The sequence below is a fragment of the Amycolatopsis panacis genome, from assembly GCF_003600245.1.
Taxonomy (GTDB): Bacteria; Actinomycetota; Actinomycetes; order Mycobacteriales; family Pseudonocardiaceae; genus Amycolatopsis; species Amycolatopsis sulphurea.
This window is the reverse complement of record NZ_QZFV01000094.1, coordinates 1-16664: the sequence shown is the minus strand read 5'-3', so window position 1 is coordinate 16664 and position 16664 is coordinate 1. Positions and strand designations below refer to the sequence as shown.

13 protein-coding genes are annotated in these 16664 nt (G+C 69.3%); 9 read left to right on the top strand and 4 right to left on the bottom strand.

The annotated features are described in order from the left end of the window. Nucleotides 1-142: 142 nt before the first annotated feature. Both D5S19_RS19390 and D5S19_RS19385 read right to left on the bottom strand, forming a co-directional pair. The gene (locus tag D5S19_RS19390) at nt 143-3106 is read right to left on the bottom strand and encodes an AAA family ATPase (protein ID WP_120024762.1); all 2964 of its coding nucleotides are present in this window, start codon (nt 3104-3106) and stop codon (nt 143-145) included. Further along, entirely contained in the window at nt 3103-4257 is a 1155-nt protein-coding gene (locus D5S19_RS19385; RefSeq protein ID WP_199730581.1) for an exonuclease SbcCD subunit D, read from the bottom strand. Before D5S19_RS19385 ends, D5S19_RS19390 begins: the two co-directional genes overlap by 4 nt. A 219-nt stretch (nt 4258-4476) precedes the next feature. Between D5S19_RS19385 and rmuC the strand changes: the two genes are divergently transcribed. Together rmuC and D5S19_RS19375 are read left to right on the top strand one after the other, a co-directional pair. After that, nucleotides 4477-5391, top strand: a complete 915-nt coding sequence (gene rmuC, locus D5S19_RS19380; RefSeq protein ID WP_120024760.1) for a DNA recombination protein RmuC — start codon at nt 4477-4479, stop codon at nt 5389-5391. Between the two features lie 1167 nt (nt 5392-6558). Beyond that, nucleotides 6559-7443 carry a DUF6542 domain-containing protein gene (locus D5S19_RS19375; protein ID WP_199730580.1) on the top strand — a complete coding sequence of 295 codons (885 nt, stop codon included), beginning with the start codon at nt 6559-6561 and terminating at the stop codon, nt 7441-7443. A gap of 625 nt (nt 7444-8068) precedes the next feature. Here the strand turns inward: D5S19_RS19375 and D5S19_RS19370 are convergent. After that, entirely contained in the window at nt 8069-9088 is a 1020-nt protein-coding gene (locus tag D5S19_RS19370) for a 4-hydroxy-3-methylbut-2-enyl diphosphate reductase (protein ID WP_199730579.1), read from the bottom strand. 151 nt (nt 9089-9239) lie between these two features. Between D5S19_RS19370 and D5S19_RS19365 the strand changes: the two genes are divergently transcribed. From D5S19_RS19365 to D5S19_RS19340, 6 genes are all read left to right on the top strand, one after another. Continuing rightward, complete coding sequence (locus D5S19_RS19365; protein ID WP_120024758.1) at nt 9240-9911, top strand: lipid droplet-associated protein; 672 nt, start codon at nt 9240-9242, stop codon at nt 9909-9911. Between the two features lie 157 nt (nt 9912-10068). Next, complete coding sequence (gene xseA / locus D5S19_RS19360) at nt 10069-11352, top strand: exodeoxyribonuclease VII large subunit (RefSeq protein ID WP_120024757.1); 1284 nt, start codon at nt 10069-10071, stop codon at nt 11350-11352. Then, on the top strand, nt 11349-11756 hold the full coding sequence (locus D5S19_RS19355; protein WP_120024756.1) for a hypothetical protein: 408 nt from the start codon (nt 11349-11351) through the stop codon (nt 11754-11756). Before xseA ends, D5S19_RS19355 begins: the two co-directional genes overlap by 4 nt. Then, on the top strand, nt 11753-11980 hold the full coding sequence (locus tag D5S19_RS19350) for an exodeoxyribonuclease VII small subunit (RefSeq protein WP_120024755.1): 228 nt from the start codon (nt 11753-11755) through the stop codon (nt 11978-11980). The genes D5S19_RS19355 and D5S19_RS19350 overlap by 4 nt, the downstream gene beginning before the upstream one ends. 89 nt (nt 11981-12069) lie before the next feature. Further along, nucleotides 12070-13128 (top strand): class II fructose-bisphosphatase, encoded by a 1059-nt coding sequence (glpX, locus tag D5S19_RS19345; protein ID WP_199730578.1) that lies wholly within the window; start codon nt 12070-12072, stop codon nt 13126-13128. A gap of 20 nt (nt 13129-13148) precedes the next feature. Next, nucleotides 13149-13904: a S1 family peptidase gene (locus D5S19_RS19340; RefSeq protein WP_120024754.1), complete on the top strand. Its 756-nt coding sequence runs from the start codon at nt 13149-13151 to the stop codon at nt 13902-13904. Nucleotide 13905: 1 nt separating this feature from the next. Here the strand turns inward: D5S19_RS19340 and D5S19_RS19335 are convergent, their stop codons facing one another. Beyond that, nucleotides 13906-14880: an NAD(P)/FAD-dependent oxidoreductase gene (locus D5S19_RS19335; protein ID WP_199730577.1), complete on the bottom strand. Its 975-nt coding sequence runs from the start codon at nt 14878-14880 to the stop codon at nt 13906-13908. A 183-nt stretch (nt 14881-15063) separates the two neighbouring features. On the opposite strand from D5S19_RS19335, the gene D5S19_RS19330 reads away from it, so the two are divergent. Further along, on the top strand, nt 15064-16461 hold the full coding sequence (locus tag D5S19_RS19330; protein WP_120024753.1) for a class II fumarate hydratase: 1398 nt from the start codon (nt 15064-15066) through the stop codon (nt 16459-16461). The last annotated feature ends 203 nt before the right edge of the window (nt 16462-16664 follow it).

Here is a 16664-nt window from a genome sequence, read left to right as displayed (position 1 = left end):
GCGTCGAGCGGCAAACCGAGAACAACAAACCGGGAACGGCGAAGCCGGAAGCCTGCCACCATATGCCGCAACGTCCGCCGTCTCAGCCGGTTGACCGGGTGCGGAGGCCGTCACTACTGTTCAGCGTCCGGCGCTGAGTTTGTCAGGTCATGTTCAGCTCCACGGTCGAGCCGGCGCGCGCCTTCCGCACCCGGAGGCGGGTCGGGATGCGTTGGCGCATTTCCTCGACGTGGGACACCAGGCCGACCACGCGTCCGCCGGCCCGGAGTTCATCGAGGATGTTCATCACCACGTCCAGGCTCTCGGCGTCGAGGGTGCCGAAGCCCTCGTCCACGAAGAGTGTGTCGAGCAGAGCACCGCCCGTCTCGCCTGCGACGACGTCGGCGAGACCCAGTGCGAGTGACAATGACGCAAGGAAGGATTCCCCACCCGACAGCGTCTTCGCCGACCGGATGGCGCCGGAATAGTCGTCCAGCACGTCGAGCCCCAGCCCGCCGCGAGTGCCGCGGGCACCTGCGGCATCCGAGTGCACGAACGAATACCGCCCCTGGCTCATCGTGCGCAGACGGGCGGTCGCGGCGAGGGCGACCTCCTCCAGCCGGGCAGCGAGGACGTACGAGCGCAACGACATCTTCCGGGCGTTCTGTCCCCGCCCATTGACCACTTCGGACAGTGCACGCAGCTCGGCGTATTCCTCTTCGACCGGAGCCAGTTCGGCAAGCGCCTTGCCCATCCGGCCGGCGAGTTTCTCCAGCTCCCGATGCTGCGCGGTCAGCGCCTGCCGGCGCACGTATGTCGTCTCCGCACGCTCGCGTGCGGACTTGGCGGCCGCGGCCTTCGGCGCGACCTCCACGACGTCGTCCGGCGAGATCCCGAACAGCTCCGGTTGCGCAAGCAGCTCGCGTGCACCGGCGGTCATCGCCTCGGCCTCGGCGAGGCCCTGTTCGAGTTTGGTGATCTGTTCGTCCTCGCGGACTGCGGCGCGCATCTCTTCAAGGGTGGCGAAACCCTTGGCGTGCAACGAAATCTCGACAATGCCCCGTTGCTCGGAGAGATGAGACTCCGCGCTTTCGACGGCAGTCCGTGCCTCGGCGGTCTCGTCGAAGGCACCGGCGACAGTCAGGAGGTGCTGCCGCCGCGTGGGAACATCCGGGAAGTCGCCTCGGCCGGCCACCAGCCGCTGCTCGCGTTCGGCGAGCCGCTCCGTCAAAGCGCGGATTTCACCGGTCGTCTCGGTCATTGCCTGTTCTGCCCGGCGACGGCGCTCGGCCAGCTGTTCCGTCTGAAGTTCCAGCTCGCCGACCTGCCGGACCGTGCGGTCCTTGCGCCGGGCCTGTTCGGTCAGCCCGGCGACCGCCGCCCGTGCTCCGGCCAGCTCGGCCGCCACCGATTCGGCGGTTCGCCCGCCCAGCCGTTCGCGCAATGCCTCGGCTCGGGCCTTGACCTCCTCCAAGGTGGAGACCACCCGCTGCCGCATCGCCGAGGCCCGCTGTTCAGCCTCTTCGGCGGCCCGTTCTTCGGCGGGATCGACCAGTTCGACCTCGTGCCCGACCGGCGCCGGGTGCGCTGCGGAACCGCAGACCGGACACGGCACGCCGTCCGCCAGCCCGGACGCCAGTTCCGCAGCCATCCCGGCCAATCGCCGCTCCCGCAGATCCAATCGGTGTTGCCGGGCCGACTGGTGCACATCGATCGCTTCTCGTAGCTTCTCCTCGCCGCGCTCGACCCTGGCCACCGTGGCGGGCAGTTCCTCGGCGGCACGAGCCACGGCGGTCAGCTCATCCACCTTCGCCACTGCGCCGTCCAATTTGGCCGCGGCTTCACCGGCCGCTCCCGCCGCAGCGCGCGCCGCAGCGAGCTGTTCCGGCAGCACGGCCAGCTTCTCCGTGACATCGGTAGCCTGCCCGGCGGCTTCTTCGAGGACCTTGGCCTGTGCTGCCCGGCGCTGCTCGTCGACCTCCTGCTGCCGGGCTTCCGCAGCCAGCTCGGCGAGCGCCCCGGCTTCCTCCCGCAGCGAACCCGCTCGTTCCCGCAGGTCGGCCACGGCGAATCCGGCGGTATCGAATCCCAGACCGGCGAGGTCGCGACTGTGCTCTGCCTCGCGTATCTGGGCGTCGCCGAGCTCGGCGGTGCGTCGTTCCAGCAACTCGACCTCGGGCACCACCGCGGACGCCCGCCGGGCAGCCGCGATCTCGTCGACCCATCCGGCCCGTTCATCCGCCTGCTCGGCAAGCTGCGCCAGCCGGGTGTGCGCGATGCGGACGCGGCGGATCTTCTCCACGTCCTGCTCAGCTTCTCGTAGCAAGGCATCCGCCGCCGCAGACTCGGAACGTGCTTGTTCCGCCTCGGTTTCGGCCGCCAGAGCTTGAGCGGCGACCTCGGCCAGCACGGTTTCCACCCAGTCCGCACGCCCTTCTTCGGGCGGATCCTGCTGGGCTTCCTGTGCGTAGCGGGCCAGCAGCTCGCGTACTTCCAGCTGCCGCTTCTCCAGCTCCCTGCCACGCTCGGTACGCAGGTCAGCGAACCAGCGTTCGACGCCGGAGAACCGCTCCGTGCCGAAGAGCCGTTCCAGCAGCTTCTCCCGCTCGGTGGTGTCACTGCGGAGGAACTTCGCGAACTCACCCTGCGGCAGCAGCACGACCTGGAAGAACTGCGCAGCGGTCATACCCAGCAGTCGCTCGACCGCACGCGCCACCTCGTCGATCCGGATCAGCCCGTCTGGTGGCAGCCCGGTCGGCGGCGCACCGATCCAGGTCAGCGAGACCCGGGCCTGCTGCGTGGTGACTCCGGCGCCGCGCTTCTTCGGCCGTTCGTATTCCGGACTGCGCACGATCCGCAACCGCTGCCCCTGCACGGTCAGCTCCAGCACCACCTCCGTGCGCTGCTCGGACCCGGCGAGATCGCACCGCAACCGCTTGACGTCCCCGCGCGCGCCCGGCACCACGCCGAACAACGCAAAGGCAATCGCATCGAGCAACGTGGTCTTGCCCGCGCCGGTGTCGCCGTACAGGAGGAAGAGGCCGTCGGCGCCGAGCACGTCGAAATCGATGACCTCTCGACGCGCATACGGGCCGAATGCCTCCACCTCCAGCAGGTGCAGTCTCACAGTTTCGCCACCTCCGCCCGGTTCGCCGCTTCGAGTGCGAGGTGCACAAGCCGCTCCTCCCGCTCATTCGGGGCGGCGCCTCGGCAATCATCGAGGAAACTCCGGGCGATCTCGACATCGCTGCGGCCGCGCACTGCTTCGCCGTACTTCAATTCCGCACCGGGGATTCCTCCTTCCGGCCGCCAGTCCAGGTGCACTGCATACGGAAATCGCTCCCGCAATCGGCGCATCGCATCGACCGGACGGACCCGGTCGGTGACGGTGACCGAGAGGAAGTGCTCGCGCCACTGCTCGTGGTCCGGATCGGTGAGCAGCGCGGTCAGTTCCCCGGAAAGGGCCGCGAGCGGCCGCGGTACCGGCAGCTCATGCCGGCGCACACCGGCGAGACCGTCGCCGTCGAGGTCCACGAGCCAAACCGATTTCCGTTGCCTTGCCTCGGAAAACGAGTAGGCCAGCGGACTGCCGGAGTAACGCAGGTGTTCGGCGAGGATCTGCGGGCCGTGCAGATGCCCGAGCGCGACGTAGTCCACGCCGTCGAACACCGAACCGGGCACTTGCTCGACACCACCGACCGCGATGGTCCGCTCCGACTCACTGGGCTCGCCACCGGTCACGAACGCATGCGCCAGCACCACCGCCCGGGTGGCCGGGCGCCCGGCCAGATCTGCCCGCACCCGGCGCATCGCCTCGCCGAGAACACCGGTGTGGCCACGCGCCTCCGGCACGCCCAGCGCATGCCGCGACGGCTCGGGCTCGAGGTAGGGCAGGCCGTAGAACGCCACCGGACCGTGTTCGTCCTGCAGCAGAACGGGTTCCTCGATACCGGCGACAGTCGCCCGCAGGTGCAGGCCACCGGCTGCCGCGAAGTCCGCGAACGCGCCGAGCCGCGCCGCCGAATCGTGGTTGCCCGGGGTCAGCACCAGCTCCGCGCCCGCCCGGCGGATGCGGGTGAGCACGGTCGTGGCGACCCGGACCGCTTCGGCGGAGGGCACCGCGCGGTCGTAGATGTCGCCGGCCACCACCACGACGTCGACCGCCTCGCGCTCGACGAGTTCGGCGATGTACGTGAGGACGGCCTCCTGCTCGGCGAGCAGATCGGCGCCGTGGAACGTGCGGCCGAGGTGCCAGTCGGAAGTGTGGAGAACGATCACGACGACCACGTTAGGAGCCGAGACCGACGAAATGCCGCAGGCTCGCCGGTATCCCACTCGAACGTGTGTACGAAGCCGATCAGGGTTGCTCCGGACACGCCGTCCCCGACATAGTGAACTCACTGGTCAGCTACGGAGTGCGAACGCCCGTGCCGGTTTTGTCGGTGGGCTCCGCCATGATGTCTCCTCGACCGACACCCCGACGGAAGGGAGGCCCGGGTGGAAACGGTGATCACCACCGCGGCAGTCGTGCTCGCACTGATCCTGTGCGTCGCTGTCGCCGTGCTGTGGCGGCTGTACAACGACGGGATGCGCCGGGCCGACGCAGCCGCGCGCCTCGTCGCGACCGAACGAGCGAAGGGCGATCAGCAGCAACTCGCTCTGCGCCGGTACGAGGTGGCGTTCGCGTCCATCCACGGCCGGGGCGAACTGGGCGAACAGGTACTGGTGGAAACCGCGCGAGCGCTGGGCTTGCGGGAAGGACTGCACTTCACCCTCCAGACCGACCTCGGCGGTGGCGGGAGCGCGAAACCGGACCTGGTGCTCAACGTCGGTGGCGGCCGGGCGGTTCCGGTCGACGCAAAGGCGAGCATGGCGATCTGGGCGGAGGCAGTAGAGACCGACGACCCCGAAGAACGGCTCGACGCACTGCGCGTCCATGTTCGGCAGCTGCGTTCGCGCGCGGCGGAGCTGGCGAGCAAGGGCTACCAGCGATGGGCGGACGCGATCTACGGCACGATCATGTTCGTCCCGTCCGATGCGGCGGTGGTCGCCGCGCTGGACACCGACCCGGAGTTGCTGCGCTGGCTCATCGACCGCCGGGTGTTCCTTTGTGGACCAACCGGATTCGGGGTGCTGGCCTCGGCCGCATTGTTCGCGGCCAGCGATCGAGCGCTCGTGGAAGACGTGGAACAGGTCCGGACCGGTGCGGCCGCAGCGCACCGGGCGGCCGGAAATGCCGTGGAGGCCCTGAACCTGTCCACTACGCATCTGCAGCGCTTCGTATCCGCGCGACGGCGGGAATTGGAAGCACTGGAGGCATTCCGCGCCACCGTGGCACCACTTACCGATGCGTCCGGCAGCCCGGCTCCGGTTCCGCAGCTACGGAAGGGAGACGAAGTGACAGCTAGCTGAGCCGGAACATCGGCGGCTGGGCTTCATGTGCTCGTTTGGCTTGTCGCGCAACGGTTGCGTGGGTTGCCGATGGGTTCGCCGCTGAGGGCGTGGCGGATTGGTTGGCGAGGCAGGCTTTGCATCGGCCGTGGTGGGCCGGGATTGGCCGACGGATTCGTCGGGCGGTCTTGTCGATGGGTGCTCGTCGGGTCGGTTGATCGACGGACGGTCGGGCGGGTTTCGAGCGATGGCGGTTCGGCTCGGGCAAGCAGGTTCGGGTCCGACTGGGCGCTTCGAGCTTCGGTCGGTGGGCTCGGATCCCTTGGGCCGGGTCGGCTCGGGCCGGGTCAGCTCGGCTCGGCGAAACGGTTCGGCTCTGCGGTGGACGGGCCCGGGTCCGGCAAGGCGGCTCGGCGCGAGCCGGGCGGTTCGGCCTTGGCAAAGCAGATCAGCCTTGGTACGTCGATTCGCGACGGCCGTACGTGGTGATGGCCTTCCGGTGCCGTGTTTGACGGGCACGCGATGGTGGTCGCGCGGAGGCGAATGTGCGGTATCGATGGTTCGATCGTGGCGACCATGGGACACCGACCGTTCGGACTCGTTGCCGGGTGCTGGGCGTCGCCAGTGGACTGCGCCGCCGGGGCGAGGCAGGCGGTGGGCGCCGGATGACCGCGGGCGCTCGGCGATGGAGGGCGAGCGCGACAGGGCCATCGGCCGTCAGGGGCGCGCCGACGACGGTGCAGGCGGGGTGGACTAAGGGAAAGGAGTGGGGCGGGTCGACGTGAAAGGGGCAATGTGGGGTATCGGAGGGATCGAAAGGGCATGATGCCGGCATCGTGCGGGCAGAGTTGCTTGCCAGTCGCGGTGGGCGTCACGTTAATTCCCGGTCAAGTTCCCAGTGTGACGGATATTCCGGAACGCGCCACGGGTGCTTGTGCGGCAGAACTCTCGGAGTGGCATAGCCTGGGACCGACACTGGTCCGGCGAGCGGCTCGATTGCCCATACCGCTGGTATGAGTGCTGGTCAGAGGGTTGACTGGCGGGGTGGATAGCCACAAGTACCGGGTGGAGGGTCGAGCTGGCGGGTGCCGCTCGACAGCGCACGGGATCACGCGGTTGAGTGGCTGCTGAGTGCCGTCTCCGGCAGTGCCGCCAAGATCCTGACAAGTACGGGCTACGGTGTGCTTTGTGACCGCGATACGCGATCGCCAGAGCGATCCTGATGCCGATGACGCTCCCGTGCCCTGGGACGAGCGTCTCGTCGTCGGCGCGAGGCGCGGGCTGCCCTGGTGGGCGGCCGTGCTCGTGGGTTTCGGCTTGGCCGTGCTCGGCGCCATCATCGACGAGAACATCAAGGGCAGCCTCGATTTCGTCTTCAAGGCGGGATACTTCCTCGGGGCCGTGATCGCGGTCGGCGCAGTGCAGAGACGCGCCTTGTTCGGCCCGATGGTGCAGCCGCCGCTGGTGCTGGCCATCACGGTGCCGTGCGTGGTGCTGGTAAGCGGTGGTGGCTCCGGCGGTTCCGACACCCTGTCGAAGCTGCTCAACATCGGCACCCCGCTGATCAACGGCTTCCCGACGATGGCGATCACCACCGGGATCACGCTGCTGTTCGGATTTTTCCGCATTTACCGCGAGCGCGATCCGAACGCCCCGATCAAACTCAAAGACGGCAAACCGCCGCAGGATCGGGACGAGGACGAAAGTCCGGCACGTGCGCGCAACCGGCCGCCTGCAGGACGTACCGGGCAGACGCCTCTGCCCCCCGGTTCTCGCCGGCCGCCGCGTGAACGTGGCGTCGACGGGCCACCGCCGCGTCGGCCGCGGCCGCCCGGCGATCCCGGCACACGGACTCGACGGGAACCCATCGACCCGAACGCCCGCGGCGGTGGGCGGATGCCCCCGCCGCCCGGCCGTCCTCGCCCGCCGGAGGGTGACCCGCGGCGCCGGGACCCGCGCGGAGAGCCGCCGCCACGGCGCCGGCCGCGTGCGGACGAACCGCCGCTCGGTCCTCCGCGTCCGCCCCGGCGGGAGCCGCCGCGCCGCCAGCGTCCGTGGGACGAGGAGGCCTGACCAGGCCGCCGTTTCCATTGGAGCACACGAAGCGGGCCGCCGATCCAATCCGGATCGGCGGCTTTTCTTATGCCATGACCGGGGTTCTTAGTCATGGCCGCGCGGAGCCGCGATGGTTGGCGGCGCCAGGACACAAGGAAGTCACTTCAGCGCGCAATGGGATGCGAGTGTCGGCGAACCTGGTGGCCGACGTGCGGAAGGGAGGACAACATTGGGCATCTTGGGCAACGCGGTGACGGATCGGCTGGTTCAGTGGACGAAACAGTGCGATTGGCGGGGTGGGCTGTGCAGTGTTGCGGTCGTGGCCGCCTGTGGTGTGGGCATGAAGCCATGACCTGTGGAGAGAGCGACGCCGCGATCGGAAGGCGACATTGCGGCAGGCGACACGACGCGAACCGCGTCCCTGCGGCACGCGATGCCGCGCGGCATCAGCCCTCAGAATCCCCAAAAAACCTTAAGCTGACAAGGACTTCATCCGACGCCAAAGCCAAACAAAAGAACATTCCCACAAAACGTGGCCCTCTATGGTCTGGACCAAACAGAAGGCAACACAAACCACCGGCCGGGGAACGGCGCCGAGAAGACACCGCCGACCCGCGCACGAAAGCCACAAAAACCGCGAACGTCAGGAAGGTCCGGATTCCGCCTTGGCCGCCTTCCGGAGTTCCTGCGGGAGGGCGAAGGCGATCTTCTCGTTCGCCGTCGTCACCTCGTCCACCTGGCCGTAGCCGCGTTCGGCGAGCCAGGTCAGCAGGTCCATCACCAGGACGTCCGGGACCGAGGCGCCGGAGGTCACGCCGACCGTCGACACGCCGTCCAGCCAGGATTCGTCGACCTCGGTGGCGAAGTCGATCAGGTAGGACGCGCGGGCGCCTGCTTTCAGGGCGACTTCGACCAGGCGCTTGGAGTTCGACGAATTCGTCGAGCCGACCACCAGGACCAGATCGCACTCCGCGGCCATCGCCTTGACCGCCACCTGGCGATTCGTCGTGGCGTAACAGATGTCATCGCTCGGCGGGTCGCTCAGCTGCGGGAAGCGTTCCCGGAGCTGATCCACCCGCTCCATCGTCTCGTCGACCGACAGGGTCGTCTGGGACAGCCAGATCACCTTCGACGGGTCGCGCACGGCGACCTTCTCCACATCCTCGGCCTGGTCCACCAGCTGGACCTTGTCAGGCGCCTCCCCGGCCGTGCCCTCGACCTCCTCGTGGCCCTCGTGGCCGATCAGCAGGATGTCGTAATCGTCCTTGGCGAAGCGGTTGACTTCCTTGTGCACTTTGGTCACGAGCGGGCAGGTCGCGTCGATCGTGCGCAGGTTGCGCTCGGCCGCCTCCTCGTGCACGGCCGGGGACACACCGTGCGCGGAGAACACCACGAGCGCGCCTTCGGGCACCTCGGACGTCTCGTCGACGAAGATCACGCCCCGTTCCCGCAGGGTGTCCACGACATGCCGGTTGTGCACGATCTCCTTGCGCACGTACACCGGCGGACCGTAAAGCTCGAGTGCCTTCTCCACGGCGACGACCGCGCGATCCACGCCGGCACAATAACCACGCGGCTTCGCGAGCAGCACGCGTTTGGCGGCGCCGGACGAGGAGATCGTCGGGCGGCCGGCGGGCTCGATTCCGGGACTCGCTGAAGTCATGCCATCAGGGTACGGGCTGCCCGGGTCCGGCTTCGAAGTCCTCTTTGGGATGGACCGGTTGCGCTGTCCAGGGTGTGCCCGCGGTCACGTCGAGTGAACCAACCACCCGTTCGGTTGGGCAGAACGGCCCGGATGCGGCACGCTGTCATCCATGAAGCCATTCCCGCTCCCCATCCGGGTCGCCGCGGGCCTCGCCCTCACCACCGCCGAGCGGGTTCGTGAGCTCCCGAAACAGCTCACCGGGCTGCCGGTCACCGTGGCGAGCCAGGTGCTGCAGCTGTCCATGCGCGTGCAGCAGCACGTCACCGAACTGGCCATCAAGGGCGACGACGCATTGTCGATGCTTCGCCCGGTCGAAGACACCCCCAGCTGGGCAACGTTCGACGAGGACGCCGAGCCCGATTTCGCCGCGGCCCGTCCGAAGCTCGTGCCCGTGGACGACCTTCCGCCCCCGCACACCAACGGTCACGCGCCGGATCTCGACCTCGCGTCTTCAGTCGACGACGACCCGTGGGACGCGGAGACAAGGGCGCTCGGCGAAGAACACGTAGACGGCGAGTATGACAGTGGGACCGCGGTGGCCGAGGAAGGCGAAGCGGACACAGCGAGCGCTGGACCTGCGGGGCTCGGTAGTTACGACGAGCTCACGCTGCCCCAGCTGCGGGCGCGGTTGCGACGGCTGACCGTGACGCAACTGGAAGAGCTGCTGGTTTACGAGAAGGACCACGCCGACCGGGCGTCCTTCACCGGCATGCTCGCCCGGCGGATCGCCAACGCGCGCAAGGCCGAAGAGCTGGGCGAGGGTCCTGCGGAAGGCCAGTGAGCCACGGCCGGGCACGAGCGAATCGCAGCGAGCGCCCACCAGCGCGAACGAGGGCAAGGTGGCGCTGTTACGGCGCGGCGACCAGCGACCTGCCCGTCAGAAGGCCACCATCGACGCGTCACACCAGCCCGTGAGTACCCGACGCCCCGGAGGCGGAATGAGCACCGAACCGGCCACCAGCGCGGAGCAGCCCTGGCCGGTGCGCACCGTGGCGCGCAAGATCGGGGACTGGATCCACCGGCTCGGGGAGGTGTGGGTCGAGGGGCAGGTCACGCAGATCAACGCGCGCCCGGGAACGCAGACGGCCTTCCTCACGTTGCGCGATCCGGCTGCGGACGTGTCGATGTCGGTCACCTGCCCGATCTGGCTGGTGCGGGAGCTGGAAACGCCGCTGCGCGAAGGGGATCGCGTCGTCGTGCACGCGAAGCCCACGTACTTCTTCGGGCGGGGCACGCTCAGCCTGCGGGCCGACCGGATCCGGGCGGTCGGCATCGGGGAGCTGCTCGCGCGGATCGAGCGGTTGCGCAAGCTGCTCGCCGCGGAAGGACTGTTCGCGGCCGAGCGGAAGCGGCCGATTCCGTTCCTGCCCCAGGGAATCGGGCTGATCACGGGACGGGCGTCGGCGGCCGAGCGGGACGTGCTGGCGAACGCGCAGGCACGCTGGCCGCATGTGCTGTTCAAGGTGATCAACACCGCGGTGCAGGGACCGCAGGCCGTGCCACAGATCCTCCGCGCACTGTCCATTCTGGACAAAGACCCCGAGGTGGACGTGATCGTGCTGGCCCGTGGCGGGGGCAGTGTGGAGGATCTGCTGCCGTTCTCCGACGAGGCGTTGTGCCGGGCGGTGGCGGCCGCGGGCACGCCGATCGTCAGCGCGATCGGGCACGAGCCGGACACCCCGCTGCTCGACCACGTCGCCGACCTGCGTTGTTCCACGCCGACCGACGCGAGCAAACGCATCGTGCCCGACGTCCGCGAGGAGAGCGCCCGCGTGCGGCAGATGCGCGACCGCGGGCGCCGGGCGCTGCACGGGTGGGTGGACCGGGAGACCCGGCTGCTCAGCCAGCTGCGCAGCCGCCCGTCACTGGCCGATCCGCTGGGGCCGGTCCAGCGCCGGCTCGAAGACGTCGAGCTGCACCGCGAACGCGGGCGGCGCGCGATGCTCGGGCTGCTCGCCAAGGACCAGGCCGAGGTGGCCGGCGCCCGCGGCAAGCTCACCGCGCTCGGACCGGCGGCCACCATGGCCCGCGGCTACGCCGTCGCCCAGTTCACCGATTCGGCGGGCAACCTCCAGGTACTGCGGTCCGTCTCCCAGATTCGGGACGGCGCGCAGCTGCGTGTACGGGTCGCGGACGGAGCAGTACACGCAGTAGCCGAGTCCGTCGAAGCCACGAACGGAACGAACACGAACGAGAAGACCGCGGAAGGGGACAGACCGTGACGCACCGGGCATCGGCGTTCCTCCCGCTCACCGTGGACGCCGCGGTTCGGCTCGGCGCCGGTCCCCTGCTGCGGCAGGCCCTGGCCACCGACCGCGCGGCGGACGAATGCTGGACGGCGCTGCTCGCCGGCTGTGGCACGGCCGCGCGCCGCGGGCTCGCCCCACAGCTGCGCCGGCTTTCCGAGGCGACCTCGGAACAGGTCGGAGCACGCTGGTGGGTGACCGAAGGGACCGGGCACCGGCGCCGGGTGGCCAGGGCGCAGGAGAACCTCGAAGACGCGATCGCCGACGGTGACGGGCAGGAGTTCGCCCTCGCTTTCGTCGGCTACGACCACGCGATGGCCAGCGCGGTAGTCTGCGCGCACAGCCCCGTGCACCGGAAGGTCGGAGAACGTCCAGCGTGAGCGAATCAGCCGGCGAAACCGCCACCCTCGGCTATGAGCAGGCCCGCGATCAGCTCGTGGAGGTCGTGAAGCGGCTCGAAGCGGGCGGGCTGTCCCTGGAACAGTCGCTTGAGCTGTGGGAGAAGGGCGAGCGGCTCGCGAAGGTGTGCGAGCGGCATCTGGAAGGCGCGCGCGAGCGGATCGAGGCGGCGCTGTCCTCCGTCGAGGACGACGACACAGAGTGACCTGCACCATGCGCAACTGAATCGGTCAGGCCGCACGGTCATCTGAGAGACTGGTCATCCGCTGAGCAACTGTGATCCCGGAGGCCCGTATGACCACAGCCAGTGACCCACGCCGCGGTGAAGCGCCCGATCGCAACCTCGCCATGGAGCTGGTTCGCGTGACCGAGGCGGCCGCCATGGCGGCCGGCCGCTGGGTCGGCCGCGGCGACAAGATCGGTGGCGACGGGGCGGCCGTCGACGCGATGCGCCAGCTCGTCTCCACCGTCTCGATGCGGGGCATCGTCGTGATCGGCGAGGGTGAGAAGGACGAGGCGCCGATGCTGTTCAACGGCGAGGAGGTCGGCAACGGCGACGGCCCGGACTGCGATGTCGCGGTCGACCCGGTCGACGGCACCACGCTGATGGCCAAGGGCATGCCGAACGCGCTGGCGGTGCTCGCGGTCGCCGAGCGTGGCGCGATGTTCGACCCGTCCGCGGTGTTCTACATGGAGAAGCTCGCGGTCGGCCCGGACGCGGCGGGCAAGGTGGACATCGCCGCGCCGGTCGGGGAAAACATCCGCCGGGTGGCGAAGGCGAAGAACTCCAGCGTCAGCGACGTGACGGTGTGCGTGCTCGACCGGCCGCGGCACGAGCGGCTGGTCAAGGAGATCCGCGAGGCGGGCGCCCGGATCCGGTTCATCTCCGACGGGGACGTGGCGGGCGCGATCGCCGCAGCCCGCCCGGCCACCGGCGTGGACCTGCTGCTGGGCATCGGCGGGACGCCGGAGGGCATCATCGCCGCCTGTGCGATGAAGTGCCTCGGCGGCGAGCTGCAGGGCAAGCTCTGGCCGAAGGACGACGCGGAGCGCGAGAAGGCGCTGGCCGCGGGCCACGATCTGGACCGGATCCTGCTCACCGACGATCTCGTACGCGGGGACAACACGTTCTTCTGCGCCACCGGCGTGACCGACGGCGACCTGCTGCGCGGCGTGCATTACCGCGCCGGCGGCGCGACGACCCAGTCGATCGTCATGCGGTCCAAGTCCGGCACGGTCAGAATGATCGACGGTTACCACCGGCTGGAGAAGCTGCGGGCGTACTCGTCCATCAACTTCGACGGCAACCTCGAACTCGACGAAGACGACAGCACGGCCCCGCCACTTCCCTAGAGCTGCAAGGAGCGTCCCCGGTGCCGAAACGGTTGCTCACCCTGTTGTTCGCAGTCGTCGCCGGTATGGCGCTCAGCACGGGCAGTGCGACCGCGGGCTCGGTGATCGTCGGTGGCACGGAAGCGGATCAGCCGTATCCGTACGCCGTTTCACTGCACACCTCGGACGACACGCTGTACTGCGCGGGTTCGCTGATCACGCCGACCTGGGTGGTCACCGCGGCGCACTGCCTGTCCCGTGAGCGGCCCGAGACGATCCAGCTGCGGGTCGACACGAACGAAGCCGGGAAAGGCGGGGAAACGCCGGAGGCGGCCGAGTTCGTGCTGAACCCGCACTTCAACGTGGCCAACCGGACCGGGGATCTCGGGCTGGTCCGGCTGGCCAAGCCGGTGAAGGCCACCCCGGTCCCGATCGGCGGCACCGCCAGCCCCGGCACGACCGTGCGGCTGCTCGGCTGGGGCCAGACCTGCGCGACGCCGGAGTGCGGCCCGCTCGCCTCGTCGTTGCAGCAACTCGACACGAAACTGGTCGACGGCGCGAAGTGCACCTCCGCATTCGACGGCACCACCGAGCTGTGCACCGACAACGCGGACGGCAAAGCGGGCTCGTGCTACGGCGATTCCGGTGGCCCGGAGCTGGCGCGCGACGGGGACCGCTGGGTGCTGGTCGGGCTGGTCAGCCGGCCGGGCAACGGCTCGGCGACCTGCGCGACTGCGCCGTCCATCGCCACGTCTGTGGTCGCATACCAGCCGTGGATCGCGGAGAAGACGGGCTGACTCACTCCACGTTGGACGAATGGCCCGGGAACAGGTGTGCCTCCGGATTCAGGGCCACAGCGATGTTGTTGACCGCAGTGGCGGCTTCGCCGAATCCGGTGGCGATCAGCTTGACCTTGCCCAGGTACGCGGCGACGTCGCCGGCTGCGTAGACCCGCGGGCGGGCGGTCGCCATGGTCGAGTCGACGGAGATCGCCCGGTGGTCGATTTCCAGTCCCCAGCTTTCGATCGGGCCGAGGTCGGCGGTAAAACCGAGCGCCGCGACCACGGCGTCCGCGCGCAGCTGTTCGGTTTCGCCGCCTTTCACCGTGACGTCGACAGCGGTCAGCTCGCCGCCCGGCGCGGCCACGAAGCGGGTCACCTCGGCGTCGGTGACCAGGCGGACGCCCAGCTCGCGTACCTGCCGCACGATCGACTCGGCCGCGCGGAACTTCGCGCGCCGATGCACCAGCGTCACGCTCGCCGCGACCGGATGCAGTGCCAGGCACCAGTCGAAGGCGGAATCGCCGCCGCCGACCACGACCACGTGCTGCCCGGCGTGCGCGGCCAGCGACGGCACGAAGTGCACCATGCCGCGGCCGAGCCAGCCGTCTCCGGCGGGCAGCGGGCGTGGGGTGAACTCACCGATGCCCGCGGTGATCAGCACGGCGCCCGCGCGCAGGGTCTCGCCGCCGTCGAGGGTCAGTTCCACCCCGCCGTCGACGCTTTCCAGCTTCTCCGCCTTGCGCCCCAGCAGATAGACCGGATGCCACGGCTCGGCCTGCTCGACCAGGCCCTGCACCAGATCCCGGCCGCGGATGGCCGGGAACCCGCCGACGTCGTAGATCATCTTCTCCGGGTACATCGCGGTGACCTGGCCGCCCGGTTCGGGCAGCGAGTCGAGCACGGCCATGGACAGGCCGCGGAATCCCGCGTAGTAGGCGGCGAACAGGCCGGTGGGTCCGGCGCCGATGATCACGATGTCGTACGAATCCATGAAGCTCGCTCCAAAGCCAGTGGTGGGGTGGCGGTGATCGAGAACACATTTGAGAGTAGTCAGTGTGGCAACGCCACTCGGTTGAGGGCGGTGGAGGGGAGGAAGGCGGAGATAGTCCCGGTGCGGTAGCCGGGTGGGCGACGCCACCACGCCGTCGCACCGATTCGGGGCCAGAATCGGGGTATGGCTGAACAGGAATTCCGGATCGAACACGACACGATGGGCGAGGTCCGCGTCCCGGTCGACGCGCTCTACCGCGCGCAGACGCAGCGTGCGGTGGAGAACTTCCCGATCTCCGGCCGCGGTCTGGAGCGAGCCCAGATCCGCGCGCTCGGCCTGGTGAAAGCGGCTGCTGCCAGGGTGAACAAGCAGTTGGGCGTGCTGGACGCCGAAGTCGCGGACGCGATCGCCGCAGCCGCCGACGAGGTGGCCGAAGGAAAGCACGACGCGCACTTCCCGATCGACGTGTTCCAGACCGGTTCCGGCACCTCGTCGAACATGAACGCGAACGAGGTCATCGCCACCCTCGCCACCCGCGCGCTCGGCCGCGACGTGCACCCGAACGACCACGTCAACGCGTCGCAGTCGTCGAACGACACCTTCCCGACCACCATCCACGTGGCCGCCACCGAAGCCGTGCTGACCGACGTGATCCCCGCTCTGGAGCACCTCGCCGGCGCGATCGAGGCGCGCGCGCAGGAGTGGCAGGACGTGGTCAAGTCCGGGCGCACGCACCTGATGGACGCGGTCCCGATCACGCTCGGCCAGGAGGCGGGCGCTTGGGCGGCGCAGGTCCGATTCGGCATCGAGCGGCTGCGGTCCGGCCTGCCGCGGCTGGGCGAGCTGCCGATCGGCGGGACCGCGGTCGGGTCCGGGCTGAACGCGCCGGAGGGCTTCGGCGCCGCCGTGTCCGCCGAGCTGGCGAAGCTGACCGGGCTGCCGCTTGTCGAAGCTCGCAACCACTTCGAGGCGCAGGCGACGCAGGACGGCGTGGTGGAGACCTCCGGGCAGCTGCGCACGATCGCGGTGTCGCTGAACAAGATCGCCAACGACCTCCGCTGGCTGGGTTCCGGGCCGCGCACCGGGCTGGCCGAGCTGGCGCTGCCGGATCTGCAGCCGGGCTCGTCGATCATGCCGGGCAAGGTCAATCCGGTCATCCCGGAGGCGACGCTGCAGGTGGTGGCGCAGGTCATCGGCAACGACGCGGCGGTCGCCTTCGCCGGCGCCGCGGGCAACTTCCAGCTCAACGTGAACCTGCCGGTGATCGCGCGCAACGTCCTTGAGTCCGCACGGCTGATCGCGGCTGTCTCGCGGCTGTTGGCGGACAAGGTGTTCGCCGGGGTGACCGCGAACGTCGACCGCGTGCGGCAGTACGCCGAAGGGTCGCCTTCGATCGTTACGCCGCTGAACAAGTACATCGGCTACGAAGCTGCCGCAGCGGTCGCGAAGCAGGCGCTCAAGGAGCTGAAGACGATTCGTGAGGTCGTCATCGAGCGTGGGTTCGTGACGGACGGCAAGCTCACCGAAGCGCAGCTGGATGAGGCTCTCGACGTGCTGCGGATGGCGCGCCGCAGGCGGTAAACCCCCCACCGGTTCCGCCCCACCGTCCACATGCGACACCGTACAAAGCTGTGAAGGGACCCTTCACGGACGCTGAGAGGCTGTTGCGTTTTCGGTTTGGCTGGTTGGTGGCGGTTGTGGTTGGGGGGTTGTGATGGTTGGGCGGGGCCGCGGGCCCTGCCCATCACGTTGTCTGGGTGGTGGTGTGGGTGTGGGTGAACATG

What these genes read in the sequence shown, in the direction of transcription:
- D5S19_RS19370 (WP_199730579.1), bottom strand. Translation starts at nt 9,088, where the DNA reads ATGACTTCAGCGAGTCCCGGAATCGAGCCCGCCGGCCGCCCGACGATC.
- D5S19_RS19365 (WP_120024758.1), top strand. Translation starts at nt 9,240, where the DNA reads ATGAAGCCATTCCCGCTCCCCATCCGGGTCGCCGCGGGCCTCGCCCTC.
- xseA (WP_120024757.1), top strand. Translation starts at nt 10,069, where the DNA reads ATGAGCACCGAACCGGCCACCAGCGCGGAGCAGCCCTGGCCGGTGCGC.
- glpX (WP_199730578.1), top strand. Translation starts at nt 12,070, where the DNA reads ATGACCACAGCCAGTGACCCACGCCGCGGTGAAGCGCCCGATCGCAAC.
- D5S19_RS19335 (WP_199730577.1), bottom strand. Translation starts at nt 14,880, where the DNA reads ATGGATTCGTACGACATCGTGATCATCGGCGCCGGACCCACCGGCCTG.
- D5S19_RS19330 (WP_120024753.1), top strand. Translation starts at nt 15,064, where the DNA reads ATGGCTGAACAGGAATTCCGGATCGAACACGACACGATGGGCGAGGTC.